Source organism: Micromonospora sp. WMMC264 (assembly GCF_027497275.1).
GTDB classification, from domain to species: Bacteria; Actinomycetota; Actinomycetes; order Mycobacteriales; family Micromonosporaceae; genus Micromonospora; species Micromonospora chalcea.
The window spans coordinates 2,886,460-2,900,597 of the sequence record NZ_CP114907.1; the positions used below are offsets into that span (position 1 = coordinate 2,886,460).

Here is a 14,138-nt window from a genome sequence, read left to right on the forward strand (position 1 = left end):
CGCCCCCCACTGGCTGATCAACGACAGTACGATCCGCTGATGATCCGGGCGGTCTTCTTCGACGTGGGCGGGACGATCCTCGACGAGACGCGCGAGTTCGCGACGTGGGCGGACTGGCTGGGCGTACCCCGGCACACGTTCTCCGCGGTCTTCGGCGCGGTGATCGCCCGAGGGCTGGACTACCAGGAGGTGTTCCGAGCCTTCCGGCCCGACTTCGACCTCACCGCCGAACTCGCCCGCCGGGTCGCGGCCGGTGACCCGGAGTCGTTCGGCGAGGAGGATCTGTACCCGGACGCGCGGGCGTGCCTGACCGCCCTGAAGGACCAGGGTCTGCGCGTCGGCCTGGCCGGCAACCAGCCGGAGCACGCCGAGGCGACGCTGCGGACGCTGGACCTGCCGGTGGACGTGATCGGCACGTCGGCGGCCTGGGGCGTGTCGAAGCCCGCGCCGGAGTTCTTCGACCGGGTGGTCCGCGAGAGCGGCGGCGACGCGGCGGCGATCCTGTACGTCGGTGACCGGCCGGACAACGACGCCGCGCCCGCGATGGCCGCCGGCATGTCGGCGTGCCTGATCCGGCGCGGACCGTGGGGGCACATCCTCGACATGCCGGACGTGGCCGACCGGTGCCTGTTCCGCATCGACTCGCTGCACGAGCTGCCGGACCTGGTGGCGCGGCACAATGCGGCGGGCGGCTAGGCCGGGCCGTCACCGGTCACGGAGACCCGCGTCCGATGGTGGCGCGGCGACTCGATCTCGTCGACCACCGCCACCGCCAGATCGGCGTACGACAGGGGCGCCGACGCCGGGGCGCGCTCGCCGCCGAGGCGGTACCGGCCGGTGCGGGTACCGGCCACGTCCAGCGCGGCGGGTGGGGTGAGCACCAGCCAGTCGACTGTGGTGTCCGCCGCGCGGAGCCGGTCCAGGCCGGCGGCGTGGCTGAGCGCGAACGGCCGCAGCTCGGCGGGCAGCACGGCCGGGTCGTCGTAGAGGGGCCGGCCGTGCGCGTCGATCAGGGTGGCGAACAGGCCGATCGCCACGAGCCGGGGCACGTCCGCGCGGGCCAGGCCGTGCAGCAGCGCGTCGGCTGCCCGGACGAAGAACTCCGGATCGAGGCCGGCGGCGGCGAGCGCGTCCGGCCCGGAGGCCGGGCTGACCGCGTGGACGACGGCGTCGTGCCCGTACCCGATGGAGGTGACCGTCTCCGGGTCGGTGACGTCGCCGCGTACCGCGGAGGTGAGGTCGGGATGGCGGGCGGGGTCGCGGACGACGGCGGTGACGCGGTGGCCGCGGCGGTGGGCCTCGGCGGTGACGGCGCGGCCGGCCCGGCCGCCCGCGCCGAAGACGGCGATGCTGGTCATGGCGCGACGGTAGGACGCGGGGTGCCGGTTACCGCAACGGTACCGGGTTACGCTCGGGCGGTGACGCCGCTCGATCCGGACATGTTCCACCCCGCCTGTCCGTCGCGGATGATGCCGTTGCAGATCGGCGACAAGTGGACCGCGATGGTGGTGCTGTGCCTGGAGCACGGGCCGCGCCGGTTCACCGAGTTGCGGGCGCCGCTGCGCACGATCACGCCGAAGGTGCTGGCCGAGACGTTGCGGGCGATGGAACGCGACGGCCTGGTCACGCGGACCGCCTACGACGAGAACCCGCCGCGCGTGGAGTACGCGCTGACGCCGCTGGGGCGAAGCCTGCTGACGCTGGTCGCGGCCGCCCGGTCGTGGAGCGAGGCGCACCTGGACGAGTTGCTGGCGGCCCGCCGGTCGCACGATTCGCGGACGTCGTGACGGCGCCGGCCGGCACCGGGCGCGGCGGGCTGCGGAGGTTCGTTGCGAACGTGATGACGAACGTGCTCGCGAACCTCATCGCGGCGGCGATCATCTACGTGCTCGCCGCGGCCGCCGGGCTGCTCCCCCGCGACCCGGCGCTGATCCTCGCGGCGTTGTTACTCGTCGGCCTCGCCGCTGCCATGATCCTGATCTTCCTGATCAGTACGAACGCCTTCGCCGACAAGGAGGACATCCTCGGCGGGTGGATGGCGATCTCCCTCGGTGCGCCGATCCTGACCGCGGCCGTGGCGTACGCGTTCCGTGAGGGCGATCCGGCGGCGGGGGTCGCGGGCGGGCTGATGGGCGCGGGGCTCACCGGCGCAGGCGTGGCTTTGCTGGTGGCCGGACGGCGGCTGCGGCGAGCGGCCGATCCGTCGCCCGACGGCGAGCAGCAGGCGGCTGAGCCGCACGCCCGGCCCTAGCGTCGTACCCGTGGCATAGCCTTCCGGCCATGGGAACCGCCGAGCTGGACGAGCTGATCGTGCCCGACGCGGAGGCGCTGCGCGCGTGGTTGTCCGCCCACCACGACACGTCGCCCGGCGTCTGGCTCGCCCTGACCCGAAAGGGCGGCACGCTCACCACACTGACCTGGCAGCAGGCGGTCGACGAGGCGCTGTGCTTCGGCTGGATCGACGGGCAGGCCCGCAAGCGTGACCACGAGAGCTCCTGGATCCGGTTCACCCCGCGCCGGGCCCGCAGCTCCTGGTCGCAGCGCAACGTCGCGCACGTGGCCCGGCTGGAGGAGCAGGGGCGGATGACACCCGCCGGCCGCGCGGCGGTGGAGGCCGCGAAGGCGGACGGCCGGTGGGCGGCGGCGTACGCTCCTCCGTCGGAGGCCGAGCTGCCGGCCGACCTGCTCGCCGCCGTCGCCGCCGAGCCCGCCGCCCAAGCCATGCTCGACGTCCTCACCAGCGCCAACAGGTTCGCGCTCATCCACCGGCTGAACGCGGTCAAGCGCGCGGAGACCCGGGAACGCAAGATCGGTGAGTTCGTCGCCATGCTGGCCCGCCACGAGACGTTCCACCCGCAGAAGGCGAAGCCGCCGGCCACGCCGTGACCCGCGTCCCGGCTCACGAGTGGTCCCGGACGAACGCGCGCAGGAGCGCGGCGCACTCGGCCGCGTGGGTCTCCAGCAGCAGGTGGCCGCCGTCGAAGAGGTGCGCGTCCATCCGGTCCAGCGCGCGATGCTGCGCGAGCACCTGTCCACGTCGAAGTAGGCGTCGTGCCGGCCCCACAGCACGAGCGCCGGGGATTGGTGGGCGCTGTGGTACTCGGCTGGCCGGTCCTGCTGGTCGCGACCGGCGTGACGGACGTCGGCGCGGGGCTGCTCGGCGCGGCCGTGCTCGCCGTCGCGAACACCGGTGCCGGCGTGCTGCTCCACCAGGGAGCCCGCCTGGCGATCCGCAGGCTTCGGGCGTCCTGAGCCGGGCCGGTGCGCTAAACGGCGCCGCCGGTGTTGCGGATCATCCGCCGGAGCACCTTGAGGGTGGTGACGTAGTCGGCGTCGTCGACGCCGTCGTGGATGCGGGCCCGGATCCCCGGCGCGTGCTGCTTGAGGCGGAGCCGGGCGTCCTCCCCCGCCTCGGTGATCCGTAGCCGGCCGTCCGCGTCGCGGGTCAGCCAGCCGCGTTCCCGGAGCACCTCCGCCTCGGCGTCCAGGTCGTCCTCGGCCCGTAGATACGAGCGCATCGCGTGTCGCAGTTCGGGGACGGTCAGTCCGCCGCCGCCGGGCAGGAGGTCGTTCGGGGACAGGTTGCGCAGCAGCCAAAACTGGGGCTGGGTGAAGCCGTGCGTGGCGTGCTGGGCGCGGGTGAAGGCGATGAGCGACTCGTACGCGACGCCCGTCCAGTAGGCGGCCGGCTGGCCAGCGAGTTCGGCGTCGGACAGGTGCTGTGTGGTCATGATGCTCTACCTCCGGCGGTGGTCGGGTGAGCACGACGCTAGGACCTCAACCACGCTTCAGATCAAGCCGCGAGGGACATCGCGTTCCGGTCGGCCCGGGCATGATGAGGCGCATGCGGGTAGCGATGGCGACCGACGCGGGACATCCGGGCCGTACCAATGAGGATTTCGCCGGCGCCGTCCCCTGCGGCCTGGTCCTGGTCGACGGCGCGGGCGGCATCACCGGCGCGGACGAGGTCTGCCGTCACGGCATCGCCTGGTACGCGACCCGCCTCGGCGGTGCGCTGCTCGGTGCGCTGGCGCAGGAGCGGAGCCTGCGCGACGTGCTGGCCGAGGGCATCGAGCGGGTCACCGACCAGCACCGTGACACCTGCGACGTCGCCCACCCGATCAGCCCGTTCGCCGCGGTGGCGATGCTGCGGTTCTCCGGCGGGACTGTCGAGCACCTGGTCCTCGGTGACGCGGTCGCGCTGGTCGGCCGGGCGGCCGGTGATCCCGTCGTCGCCCACGATCCGCGTGAGGTGGTGATCGCCCGAGCCTTCGAGGAGCGGCTGAAGGACGTGCCGGAGGGCGGCGACGAGTACCGGCGGCTGCTGATGGAGCTGCGGTCCCGCCGCAACAGCCCCGGCGGCTTCTGGGTCGCCAAGGACGATCCGGCGGTGGTGGCCGAGGCGGTCACCGGCGAGTGCCCGGCCCACGACGTGACCGGCGCGGCGCTGCTCAGCAACGGCGCGAGCCGTCTCGTGGACACGTTCGGCCTGACCGACTGGCCGGGGCTGCTGCGCCTGCTGGAGACCGCCGGCCCGGCCGAGGTCATCGCCCGGGTCCGGGCGGCGGAGGCACGCGGGGGCGTCGCCACCGACGACGCGACGATTGTCTGCCGCGCCTGACCGGCACGACAATCCGGCTGTGCTCGTGTTGACTGCGGCGATGGACCGTCAACGGCTCAGCAGCATCGCGCACTCGCACCACCCGATCGCGGCGCCGCTCTCCGGCGTCAACGTCAACCGGCTGCTGCGCCGGGCCGGTCGCCGGCCGGCGGCCCGGATCCTCGACCTGGGCTGCGGGGAGGCCGCCTGGGCGTTACAGGCCCTCGCGCACCACCCGGACGGGCACGCCGACGGCGTGGACCTCAACCCGTACGCGCTGGAACGCGCCACGGAGGCCGCCGCCGTGCGCGGCCTCGCCGACCGGCTCACGCTGCACGAGCGCGACGCCCGGTCGTACGTGCCGGACGGCGACTACGACCTGGTGCTCTGTGTCGGGTCGACGCACGCGTTCGGCGGGTTCGGCGAGACGCTGGAACTGGCCGGCCGGCACGTGAACGCCGACGGCGTCCTGATGGTGGGTGAGGGGTTCTGGCAGGTGCCGCCGACGCCGCAGGCGCTGGCGGCGCTGGGCGCGAAACCCGACGACCACACCGACCTCGCCGGTCTGGTCGCGGCCGCCGAGCAGGCCGGCTGGACCCCGGTGTACGCGCACGTCAGCGACGCCGCCGAGTGGGACGACTACGAGTGGTCGTGGACCGGTTCGCTGACCGAGTGGGCACTGGACAACCCGGGTCACCCGGATGCCGCCGGCGCGCTCGCCACCGCCCGGGAGCACCGGGACCAGTGGCTGCGCGGATACCGCGGCGTGCTGGGGTTCGTGACGCTGGTGCTGCGCCGGATCTGACCGGCTACCGGCGCGGGTCCGGCCCGGGACAGGCGGGCGGGGCACTATCGTTCGGGCGTGCAGATCCGTTTCGCCGTACCGGCCGACCCCGCCTATCCGGCCCGCGTGGCCGCCGCGCTGGCCGCCGCCCGGCTGCGCCGCTTCGGCTACATCGGCGCGGCCCTCGCCGCGATCGGGGTGATCGGCTGGATCGCCTCGCAGGCGTCGGAGCGGGGTGGCCGCTTCGCGTCGCTGTGGACCGCGTTGATCGTGGCCGGCGTGCTGTCGATGCTGTACGCGCCGTGGGTGCGGTGGCGGGCCCGACGCCGGTCCGGCGGCTACGCGGTCGAGGGTGGCTACGACATCGACGACCGTAACATCATGATGCGCAGCGGTTCGGAGTCCGGCGGCATCGCCTGGGACGGCGTCGAGCGGGTCACCGAGACCCCGGATTTCTGGATCGTGTACGTGGGACGGATGCCGGCCACGGTGATCCCCCGGTGGCTGATGTCCGCCGAGGACGCCGGGACGCTGCGCGCCTTCATGGCCGGACGCGGACTGCTCGGCGACCGTTGACGAGGTATTGATCGGCTGTACGTGTTGCGTCGCCGGCCTGTCCGGCGGTCGCGTCAACCTGCCGCACCGGCGGTCCAGCAGCGGTCAGCTCGCCGGGCATCGTGTGCCCGGGGCGGGCACGGTCAGGTCGACGAGGTACCGGTCCACCACCGCGGTCGTGCAGTCGGTGCGCTGGTAGGTGCCGTGGCCCCAGCCCTCGTAGGTGACCAGGCGTCCGTGCCGGCCGAGTTGCCGGGCGACGTTCACGGCCCAGGCGTAGCCGGTCCGGGGATCGTGCCGGGCGTTGAGCAGCAGCAGCGGCGTGCGGGTGCGCACGTTCAGCTCGTGCGGCGGGTTGCGGACCGGGGACGGCCAGCCCAGGCACGTCTGCACGGCCAGCAGGCCGGCGCCGTACCGGACGTCCGGGGCGACGGCCCGGGCGTCCCGGACCACGCCGGCGTACGCGGCGTAGTCGCGTACCTGCGCCGGCCAGTCCGCGCAGAACGCCGCGACGGAGACCGGGAGATTCACCTCCGGTGGCGGCGTACCGGCGGCCATGTCCCGCACGATCACCGCGAGTTGCGGCCAACGCGGACCGGCGAGCAGGCCGAGCGCCACAGCGGTGACGTCGAAGGCGGTACGGGGGGCGTACTCGCCCCGGTCCGCGCGGGCCAGCGCCTGCGCCCAGACCGCCCGCACGTCGCGTGCGTGGAGCACGCACTCCGGCGACCTGTCGCACCAGGACACGAACTCGTCGAACGAGTCCTGCAACGCGGCGGCCTGCGTCCGCACGAAGGAGCGCACGTCGAGGCTGTGGTCGAACACGCCCTCCAGCACGACGGCCCGCACGCGGCCGGGGTACCGCTCGGCGTACTGCTGGCCCAGCAGCGTGCCGTACGAGCTGCCGTGGAAGGACAGCTGCCGCTCCCCCAGCGCCCGCCGCAACGCGTCGAGGTCACGGACGGTGCTGAGCGTGTCGGCGTGGTCGAACACCGGGCTGGTCGGACGGCACCTGCGCCACAGCGCCTGGTTGTAGGCCACCGCGGCGTCGAAGTCGGCCTGACCGGTCAGCGGGACGGCCGGCTTGCGCAGCGCCGGATCCGGGGCGCAGACCGGCGCGGCGGTGCGGGCGACCGTACGCGGGTCGAAACTGACCAGGTCGAACCGGTCCAGCAACTCGTCGCTGAACCGGTCGCCCTTGCGGATCCGTTCCACTCCCGAGTCGCCGGGGCCTCCCGGCCCGAACACCAGCGTGCCCACCCGCTGCTCCGGCAGGCGCGCGGACCGGCGTGCCACGGCGAGGTCGACCGTCGGACCGTGCGGCCGGGCCCAGTCCACCGGCACCCGCAGCCGGGCGCACCGCACGCGTTCATCCGGCGGGACGTCCGGCAGGTCGTCGGCGCACTCGCTCCACACGAGCCGCTGCGGCGGAAGCCCGGCGCGCGCCGCGCCGGGCAGTCCCGCCAGGACGGTGAGCGCGGCCAGAGCGACGGCCACGGTACGTCGGAACACGGCACCTCCCGGTGTCTTGGATGCCTGTCGATTCTTCAGCGGCGTCCCACCCGAGTCCCATACGGAAACGCCCCGATATGCCCGTCGGGTCTTTCCCCCATTCCGTCCCTGACGGGCCGAAGGACGGGCAGGCGAGCCGCACCGTGGCGGTCTAGCATCGGGCGATGACGTCGTCCCTGGACCGCCTGCCGAAGATCAGCGCGCCGGCCACGCGGGCGCTGACCGCGGCCGGCTACACCACGCTGCGCCGGCTCGCCGGTGTACCGCGCGCGGAGCTGGCCCGCCTGCACGGCATGGGGCCGAAGGCGCTGGGCGCCATCGAGGCCGCCCTCGCCGAGCACGACCTGCGGCTGAGCTGACGAGGCGATCGCGATGCCGCTCGGCAGACTCCACCACCTGATCGTCGACTGCCCGGATCCGATGACCGAGGCACGCTTCTGGAGCGCGGTCCTCGGCAACCCGATCACGTACGCGGACGACGACTTCGCCGTGGTGTCGGCCGGTACGGCGGCGTCCGGGCTGGCGTTCCAGCGCGTCGCCGACCTGGTTGCGCCGACGTGGCCGGATCCGGCGGTGCCGCAGCAGATGCACCTCGACGTGATGGTCGACGACCAGGAGGCGGTGGGTACGGCGGTGCTCGCGCTGGGCGCGCGGCGGCTGGCGGGCGACCACGTGTACGCCGACCCGGCCGGTCACCCGTTCTGTCTGATCCCGCGCCCGACCTGGGCGCCGCCGGTCGGCGGGCCCGCGTGACCGACGACCGACGCGTACGCCGGGTCCGCCCCTACCACTGGGTGCCGTCTACCTCAGCGACGCCCTCTGCGAGACCGACTTCGACATCGACTTCCATGCCGGGGACGCGCCGGTGTTCGCCACGACTCACCACGTCGCGGTCGTGGTCGCCTCCGCCGCCGTGGCGGACGAGGGAGAGGCAGATGTCACCCTCGACATCCGGGTGACGTCGCAGCGCGTCACGGGGCACCCGTACGAGGTGACACTGGACGTCCCGTCCGGGCGGCTCTACGTCGGCGACGCCGACGACAACGACGAGATCGAGTTGGCGCCGGGCCGCTGGCTGCTGCAGTTCGCCGTGGACGACGCGACGGAGGCCCGGCACGTCGAGCTGGTGGTGTCACCGCTCTGACCGGTCACGGCCTCTCCTGGTAGGAGATGAACTCCAGCAGGCTTCCGTCCGGGTCGCGGAAGTAGACGCTGGTCCCGGTGCCACCGGCGCCGGCCCGCCGGACCGGTCCGGTCTCCACCTCGACGTCGTGCCGCCGCAGGTGCGCCACCGCCTCCTCGATCGGCCCGGCCCAGACGAAACAGATGTCGCTGTTGCCCGGACGGACGGGAATCCGGGCCACGTTGCCGCCGAGGTCAAGACCCGGCCCGTGAACGCTCAACCGGTGGGGGCCGATCCGGAAGGCGACGCGGTCGCCGCCGACGCCGATCACCTCGGCGCCGACGACGTCGCGATAGAAGTCGGTGGCGGCCCGCCAGTCGGACACGGCGATGACGACGTGGTCCAGTCCGGTCACGGGCGCCATGCGATCACCCTATTGGCTGGACGGTGTCCGCTCCCCCGGATCCGCCGAGGCTGCCACCGGCGGGCCCGCCTTCAGGTGCCGGGCGAAGAACTGGTTCGCGGCGTCCCCCTCGAACCACGGGACGCCGGTGTGCCCGCCCATGTTGGCGTGCAGCGTCTTCTGCGCCGAGCCGAAGGCGTCGAACAGGTCCAGTGCCATCCGCCGGTCGTTGCCCTCGTCGTCCCACTGCAACAGGACGTGCAGCGGGACGGTGACCCGCCGGGCCTCCTCGATGATGGCGCGCGGCACGAAGCTTCCGGCGAACAGGAGCGCGGCCACGATGCGCGGTTCGACCACCGCCAGCCGTACGCCGATCGAGATCACCCCGCCGGCGTACCCGACCGGGCCGCCGACCTCGGGCAGCGCGAGGAGCGCGTCCAGCGCGGCCCGGCACTCCGGTACCGCCTCCTCCACCAGCGGCAGGACGAGCCGGTCGACCACCTCGTCGGCGACCCGCTCGCCGGCTGCCAGTGCCCGGCGCAGATCGGCGCGGGCCTGCTCGGCGGCGGCGGACGCGGGCCGGTCGCCACCGCCGGGCAGTTCGATGGTGGCGGCGGCGAAGCCCTGTTCGACGCAGCCCTGCGCCCGGGCCGCCAGGCGGGGATACATCCGGCGCAGTCCGCCGGGGTGGCCGAGCAGGATCAGCGGGGCCGGCGCCGACGTGGAGGCGGGCGTCCACAGGATGCCCGGGATCTCGCCGAGGGTGAACTCGCGTTCGCGGACGCCGTCGGCGAGGCGCTGTTCGGAGGTGAAGCGCATGGTCGTGCCTTTCGGGAGTGCGACGGCGCTCCCGGACGACCTATCGCCCGGCCGTGACCCCCGAGGGGAGCACCCATGTCGATACTGCGGTCACGGGTACCACCTCCCTCGTTCTCCGGCACGGCCACCGGCAAGGTAACAGCGCTCGCCGGGCGGGGCCAACCGGTTTATCGCGGTGTGATCCCGGACCGTCAGCCGCGCTCGAAGCCGGCGAAGACGACCGCCAGCGTCCGGGCTTGCAGGTGCTCGTCCCATCCGCCGTGCAGCGCGCCCTGGCACATGCCGGTGAGCAGCGCCATCACCTCGGGTAGCCGTACCGAGTCGGCGACGGTTCCGTCGGCCTGGGCCTGTTGCAGCAGCCTGCCCATCGCCTCCTCCAGGTGACCTACCGCATCCGGGAGCCGGATGTCCACGCCGGATCCGGCGAGCAGTTCGACTGCCGTCTTCTTCGCGGCGGCCTGGGCCACCGTGTGTCTGAAGAAACCGAAGAGGTCGTGTCGTCCCGCCTCCTCGGTGAGCTGTGCGAGCAGTCGCTTCATGAGCGCGGCGAGCAGGTCCTCCTTGGTGGGGAAATGACGGAAGACCGTGCCGATGGCAACGCCGGCCCGGCGGGCCACCTCCTCGGTGGAGGCGCGGGCGCCGAACTCGGCGAAGACCGCCTCGGCGGCGTCCAGGATGCGTGCCCGGTTGCGTTGCGCGTCGGCGCGCAGGGGCGGACCCTCTACCAAAGTGAGTCTCCACTCATTATTCTCGGAGCCACAAGTCGAGTCATGACTCATTATCGCGGAGGCCGACGTGACACCACAGCAGATCTTCGAGAGCATGCGCGCCAGGTGGCTGGCGAACCTGCCCACCTTCGAGGCGGATTCGCTGGCCGACGACGTGGTGATCGAGACGCCCTTCGCCGTGCCCGGCCACCCGACCCGCACCGAGGGGAAGCAGTCCGTTCTCGAGTACACGCGAGCGGGCCGGGCGTCGTTCCCGGTGCGGTTCGACGAGTGCCGCGGCGTGGTCGTACACGAGACCGCCGATCCCGAGGTGGTCGTGGTCGAGTACGAGCTCGTCGGCACGCACACGGTGACCGGGGTGACCGCGTCCGCGCCGTTCATCGGGGTGTTGCGGACCCGGGACGGCAAGCTGGCCCACTGGCGCGAATATCAGCACACACTCGCCATCGCCGGGGCCGCCGGCCCGGCATGAGCCGGCATCAGCGCCGCGGCTCAGGTGGTCGGTGTCGGCGACGGGGCGAACGGCCACGGCTGCGGCCCGAACAGCGCCGTACACGCGGACAGGAGCCCGCGCTGCGCCTCGGCCATACGCGCGTCGACCGGGCCGGTGTCCTCGTTCGGGTCGTTGCGGACGAACATGTCCCCGGATTCCTTCGCCGCCACCGCCAGCCGTTCGCCGGCGTCCCGGACGCCCGGGTCGGCCGCCTTGCGGGCACGCATGGCGATCGGCGAGTTCGAGGTGAAGCGGACGTCCTGCTGCTCGACCACCCGGGCCACCATGTTGCACGCACCGGCCGCGACCTTGTCCGCGGGCGCGGTCGAGCCGGCCTGAGGAGCGGCCGAGGCCGACGCGGACGACGACGGGGTGGCGGACGTCGACGGCGTGGGTTCCGAGGGCGCACACGCGGAGACGACGAACAGCAGGGAGAGCGCGGCGAGTTCACGTTTCACCGCACGAGGCTAGCGATCATGGTAGGCATGGCCTCCGTCCGGGTGCCCCGCCCACCGTCGTCGCGTCGACATCGGACCGGTCAGCGGCCCGCCGCGCGGAGCATCGCCTCCGTCTCGGGGTCGGGCATGACCTCCCGGACCTCCTGGGCGCAGCGGCACGAGACGGCGATCTTGGCGGCCCACTTCAGCGCCTCGTCGCGTGAGGCCACGTCGAGGACCACGAACCCGCCGATGACCTCCTTGGTCTCCGGGAACGGCCCGTCGGTGACCACCCCGTCCGTGTCCACGATGCTGGCCTGCTGGCGTTCGAGCCCGGTGCCGTACACGAACACGCCAGCGTTCACGGCCTCCTGGATGACCGCGTGCGCGTCCTTGCCCACCTGGGGGATCTCCTCCGCGGGGATGTGGTCCATCGCGCCGTCGTTGAACGAGATCAGGTACCGCGGCATGCCATGACTCCCTTGTCCGGGCGGCCGGTCCGGCCGCCTCTCACCCGTCCTACGAACGAGCCGACCCGGATCCGACGTTATACGCCGCTCGACGTTATGCGCCGCTCGGATTCAGTGCGCTTCGAGAACGAAGAAGATGAAGCAGAGGAAGGCCGTACGGCCGTCGAGTTCCGGGGGCAGCAGCTCGCGCGGCGTGTCGGGCGAGAACGGCGGTTCGCTGATCACCGAGAGCCGGAAACCCGCGTCGGTGAACGCCGCCGTCATCGCGTGCAGCGGCCGGTGCCAGTAGGTGAGCGTGGCGCGCTGCCCGTCGAAGTCGTACTCCTCTGACCAGCTCGCGACGGCGAAGTAGTCGGCGTCCGGGAACGCCACCTCGTACCCGATCGGATGGTTCACCGACACCAGGAGCCGGCCGCCGGGACGCAGCACACGGCGCAGCTCGGCCAACGGCGCGGTCCAGTCCTCCAAGTAGTGCAGCACCAGCGACACGATCACGTCGTCGAACGCGCCGTCGGCGAGCGGCAGCGGCGCGCCCAGGTCGGCCACCAGCAGCGTCGCGTCCCCGCCGAGCCGCTCGCGGGCCAGCTCGACCATCGCCGGGCTGCCGTCGAAGCCGGTCACGACGGCCCCGCGCGCGGCGAGCGCCTCGGACAGCGGGGCGGTGCCACAGCCCGCGTCGAGGATCCGCCGGCCCCGCACGTCCCCGGCGAGTTCCAGCATCGCGGGCCGCTCGTAGTAGGCGTTGAACAGGCTGGACTCGTTCTCCGCGGCGTACCGCTCGGCGAAGCCGTCGTAGTGGTCCGGCCTCACTGGGCCGCCTCAGCGGGTGGAATGGGCACGGCGGTGCCGGTCACCGCGATCCCGGCGCCGGGATCGGCGGGGATGCCGACGGTGAGCAGGCTCGGGCGGCCCATGTCCTCGCCCTGCCGCACGGTGACAGTGGCGGGCGGCCGCACCAGGCCCATCTCGCGCAGGTAACCGCCGAACGCGGCGGCCGCCGCCCCGGTCGCGGCGTCCTCGACCACGCCGCCGGGCGGGAACGGATTGCGCGCGTGGAACACCAGCGGGGACTCGCGATGCACCAGGTCGACCGTGGTCCAGTCCCGCTCGGTCATCAGCGCGCTCAGCGCCGCAATGTCGTAGTCCAGGTCCGCCAGGCGCCGCCGGGTCGCGGCGGCCACGATCGGATGCCACGCCCCGGCGTACGCGACACGCGGCGGCAGCGTCGCGTCGAGATCGTCCGGCGACCAGCGCAACGCGGCGAGCAGCGCCGCGAGGTCGCCCGCGGCAAGGGGTACGGTGCGCGGCGCGACGCTGGTGAGCGTGGCGGTGGTGGTGCCGTCGGCCTGCACGCTCGTGGCGACCTCGACCAGTCCGGCGCGGGTGTCCAGGTGCAGCGCGCCGGGGCCGTGCCGCTGCGCGTACGCGACCGCGGACGCGATCGTCGCGTGCCCGCAGAACGGCACTTCCGCCTTCGGGCTGAAGTAGCGCACCGTGAACCGCCCGCCCTCGCCGGGCAGGAGGAACGCCGTCTCGGAGTAGCCGACCTGCGCCGCCACCTGCTGCATCTCCGCGTCATCCACCCCGGTGGCGTCCAGCACGACACCGGCCGGGTTGCCGCCGGCCGGGTCGGCGGTGAACGCCGCGTATCGGAGAACGTCCATGATCATGAGCCTAGCGCCGGTGGTCCGGCTCGTGGGCCCCCGTGACGAGCCGCGCGGAACTACTCTCCGGGCATGCCCAGCTTCGAGATCACCCCCATCGGTACGGTCCGCAACGACCGGACGGACATCCAGCACAGCGACAACTGGGGCGCCGTCCGCAGCACGATCGTCGTCGACGAGGGCTTCGGCGAGGCGTGCCTGCAGGGCCTGGAGGAGTTCTCGCACGTGGAGGTCGTGTTCGTCTTCGACCGGTTCCCGGACGGCGGCGACCACCGCGAACCCCGTCCCTACCGGGGCCGGGCCGACCTGCCGCCGATGGGCGTGTTCGCCGGCCGTGGTCCCCGTCGGCCGAACCGGATCGGCGTGACGTGCTGCCGCATCGAGTCGGTCCACGGCCGGGAACTGACGGTGGTGGGCCTCGACGCGGTGTCCGGCACGCCGGTCATCGACCTGAAGCCGGTGCTGGTGGAGTTCGTCCCCACGGACGTCCGGCAGCCGGAGTGGGTCAGCAGCATGATGTCCGACTACTTCCGGCCATAGCGTCGGCGCG

At 73.1% G+C, this 14,138-nt stretch carries 24 protein-coding genes; 13 read left to right on the forward strand and 11 right to left on the reverse strand.

The features are described from left to right. Positions 1–39: 39 nt before the first annotated feature. Complete coding sequence (locus O7542_RS12365; RefSeq protein ID WP_064446208.1) at positions 40–696, forward strand: HAD family hydrolase; 657 nt, start codon at positions 40–42, stop codon at positions 694–696. On the opposite strand, the gene O7542_RS12370 is transcribed toward O7542_RS12365, so the two are convergent. Next, complete coding sequence (locus O7542_RS12370; RefSeq protein WP_113973870.1) at positions 693–1,358, reverse strand: NAD(P)H-binding protein; 666 nt, start codon at positions 1,356–1,358, stop codon at positions 693–695. The genes O7542_RS12365 and O7542_RS12370 overlap by 4 nt on opposite strands. A 60-nt stretch (positions 1,359–1,418) precedes the next feature. Here O7542_RS12370 and O7542_RS12375 point away from each other — a divergent pair, with 60 nt between their 5' ends. The 3 genes from O7542_RS12375 to O7542_RS12385 are packed head-to-tail and all read left to right on the forward strand — an operon-like array spanning position 1,419 to position 2,886. Further along, positions 1,419–1,787 (forward strand): helix-turn-helix domain-containing protein, encoded by a 369-nt coding sequence (locus O7542_RS12375; RefSeq protein WP_223201100.1) that lies wholly within the window; start codon positions 1,419–1,421, stop codon positions 1,785–1,787. 53 nt (positions 1,788–1,840) lie between these two features. Next, positions 1,841–2,251: a hypothetical protein gene (locus O7542_RS12380; RefSeq protein ID WP_043330213.1), complete on the forward strand. Its 411-nt coding sequence runs from the start codon at positions 1,841–1,843 to the stop codon at positions 2,249–2,251. A 29-nt stretch (positions 2,252–2,280) separates the two neighbouring features. Beyond that, positions 2,281–2,886 carry a YdeI/OmpD-associated family protein gene (locus tag O7542_RS12385; RefSeq protein ID WP_043324674.1) on the forward strand — a complete coding sequence of 202 codons (606 nt, stop codon included), beginning with the start codon at positions 2,281–2,283 and terminating at the stop codon, positions 2,884–2,886. A gap of 13 nt (positions 2,887–2,899) precedes the next feature. On the opposite strand, the gene O7542_RS12390 is transcribed toward O7542_RS12385, so the two are convergent. After that, the gene (locus O7542_RS12390; RefSeq protein WP_255358586.1) at positions 2,900–3,028 is read right to left on the reverse strand and encodes a hypothetical protein; all 129 of its coding nucleotides are present in this window, start codon (positions 3,026–3,028) and stop codon (positions 2,900–2,902) included. A gap of 56 nt (positions 3,029–3,084) precedes the next feature. Between O7542_RS12390 and O7542_RS12395 the strand changes: the two genes are divergently transcribed. After that, positions 3,085–3,252, forward strand: coding sequence for a hypothetical protein (locus O7542_RS12395; RefSeq protein ID WP_281606248.1), 168 nt, complete (start codon positions 3,085–3,087; stop codon positions 3,250–3,252). A 14-nt stretch (positions 3,253–3,266) separates the two neighbouring features. Here the strand turns inward: O7542_RS12395 and O7542_RS12400 are convergent, their stop codons facing one another. After that, positions 3,267–3,731 carry a transposase gene (locus O7542_RS12400; RefSeq protein ID WP_043324676.1) on the reverse strand — a complete coding sequence of 155 codons (465 nt, stop codon included), beginning with the start codon at positions 3,729–3,731 and terminating at the stop codon, positions 3,267–3,269. 113 nt (positions 3,732–3,844) lie between these two features. On the opposite strand from O7542_RS12400, the gene O7542_RS12405 reads away from it, so the two are divergent. The 3 genes from O7542_RS12405 to O7542_RS12415 are packed head-to-tail and all read left to right on the forward strand — an operon-like array spanning position 3,845 to position 5,960. Further along, positions 3,845–4,621, forward strand: coding sequence for a hypothetical protein (locus O7542_RS12405; RefSeq protein ID WP_281606249.1), 777 nt, complete (start codon positions 3,845–3,847; stop codon positions 4,619–4,621). A 19-nt stretch (positions 4,622–4,640) separates the two neighbouring features. Continuing rightward, positions 4,641–5,405: a class I SAM-dependent methyltransferase gene (locus O7542_RS12410; protein WP_247301551.1), complete on the forward strand. Its 765-nt coding sequence runs from the start codon at positions 4,641–4,643 to the stop codon at positions 5,403–5,405. A 57-nt stretch (positions 5,406–5,462) separates the two neighbouring features. After that, positions 5,463–5,960 carry a YcxB family protein gene (locus O7542_RS12415; RefSeq protein WP_043324678.1) on the forward strand — a complete coding sequence of 166 codons (498 nt, stop codon included), beginning with the start codon at positions 5,463–5,465 and terminating at the stop codon, positions 5,958–5,960. An 84-nt stretch (positions 5,961–6,044) separates the two neighbouring features. Here O7542_RS12415 and O7542_RS12420 read toward each other — a convergent pair whose 3' ends face one another. Further along, positions 6,045–7,451, reverse strand: a complete 1,407-nt coding sequence (locus O7542_RS12420; protein ID WP_281606250.1) for an alpha/beta hydrolase — start codon at positions 7,449–7,451, stop codon at positions 6,045–6,047. Positions 7,452–7,615: 164 nt separating this feature from the next. Here O7542_RS12420 and O7542_RS12425 point away from each other — a divergent pair, with 164 nt between their 5' ends. The 3 genes from O7542_RS12425 to O7542_RS12435 all read left to right on the forward strand — a co-directional run bounded on the left by O7542_RS12425 (position 7,616) and on the right by O7542_RS12435 (position 8,595). Then, positions 7,616–7,810, forward strand: a complete 195-nt coding sequence (locus O7542_RS12425) for a DNA-binding protein (RefSeq protein ID WP_281606251.1) — start codon at positions 7,616–7,618, stop codon at positions 7,808–7,810. Between the two features lie 13 nt (positions 7,811–7,823). Further along, positions 7,824–8,204: a VOC family protein gene (locus O7542_RS12430; RefSeq protein WP_281606252.1), complete on the forward strand. Its 381-nt coding sequence runs from the start codon at positions 7,824–7,826 to the stop codon at positions 8,202–8,204. Between the two features lie 112 nt (positions 8,205–8,316). Beyond that, positions 8,317–8,595, forward strand: a complete 279-nt coding sequence (locus O7542_RS12435; RefSeq protein WP_281606253.1) for a hypothetical protein — start codon at positions 8,317–8,319, stop codon at positions 8,593–8,595. Positions 8,596–8,599: 4 nt separating this feature from the next. Here the strand turns inward: O7542_RS12435 and O7542_RS12440 are convergent, their stop codons facing one another. The 3 genes from O7542_RS12440 to O7542_RS12450 form a co-directional block, all read right to left on the reverse strand. Further along, positions 8,600–8,998 carry a VOC family protein gene (locus tag O7542_RS12440; protein WP_069090178.1) on the reverse strand — a complete coding sequence of 133 codons (399 nt, stop codon included), beginning with the start codon at positions 8,996–8,998 and terminating at the stop codon, positions 8,600–8,602. 9 nt (positions 8,999–9,007) lie between these two features. Beyond that, entirely contained in the window at positions 9,008–9,796 is a 789-nt protein-coding gene (locus O7542_RS12445) for an alpha/beta hydrolase (protein WP_281606254.1), read from the reverse strand. Between the two features lie 191 nt (positions 9,797–9,987). Beyond that, positions 9,988–10,506 carry a TetR/AcrR family transcriptional regulator gene (locus O7542_RS12450; RefSeq protein WP_219996742.1) on the reverse strand — a complete coding sequence of 173 codons (519 nt, stop codon included), beginning with the start codon at positions 10,504–10,506 and terminating at the stop codon, positions 9,988–9,990. Between the two features lie 85 nt (positions 10,507–10,591). Between O7542_RS12450 and O7542_RS12455 the strand changes: the two genes are divergently transcribed. Further along, on the forward strand, positions 10,592–10,996 hold the full coding sequence (locus tag O7542_RS12455; protein ID WP_281606255.1) for a nuclear transport factor 2 family protein: 405 nt from the start codon (positions 10,592–10,594) through the stop codon (positions 10,994–10,996). Between the two features lie 20 nt (positions 10,997–11,016). Here the strand turns inward: O7542_RS12455 and O7542_RS12460 are convergent, their stop codons facing one another. The 4 genes from O7542_RS12460 to O7542_RS12475 form a co-directional block, all read right to left on the reverse strand. Then, positions 11,017–11,475, reverse strand: coding sequence for a hypothetical protein (locus O7542_RS12460; protein WP_043324686.1), 459 nt, complete (start codon positions 11,473–11,475; stop codon positions 11,017–11,019). A gap of 80 nt (positions 11,476–11,555) precedes the next feature. After that, complete coding sequence (locus O7542_RS12465; RefSeq protein ID WP_043324687.1) at positions 11,556–11,924, reverse strand: YciI family protein; 369 nt, start codon at positions 11,922–11,924, stop codon at positions 11,556–11,558. Between the two features lie 111 nt (positions 11,925–12,035). Beyond that, positions 12,036–12,734, reverse strand: a complete 699-nt coding sequence (locus tag O7542_RS12470; RefSeq protein WP_043324689.1) for a class I SAM-dependent methyltransferase — start codon at positions 12,732–12,734, stop codon at positions 12,036–12,038. Next, positions 12,731–13,588, reverse strand: coding sequence for a PhzF family phenazine biosynthesis isomerase (locus O7542_RS12475; RefSeq protein ID WP_281606256.1), 858 nt, complete (start codon positions 13,586–13,588; stop codon positions 12,731–12,733). The genes O7542_RS12470 and O7542_RS12475 overlap by 4 nt, the downstream gene beginning before the upstream one ends. Before the next feature lie 72 nt (positions 13,589–13,660). On the opposite strand from O7542_RS12475, the gene O7542_RS12480 reads away from it, so the two are divergent. Next, the gene (locus O7542_RS12480) at positions 13,661–14,128 is read left to right on the forward strand and encodes an SAM-dependent methyltransferase (RefSeq protein WP_281606257.1); all 468 of its coding nucleotides are present in this window, start codon (positions 13,661–13,663) and stop codon (positions 14,126–14,128) included. The last annotated feature ends 10 nt before the right edge of the window (positions 14,129–14,138 follow it).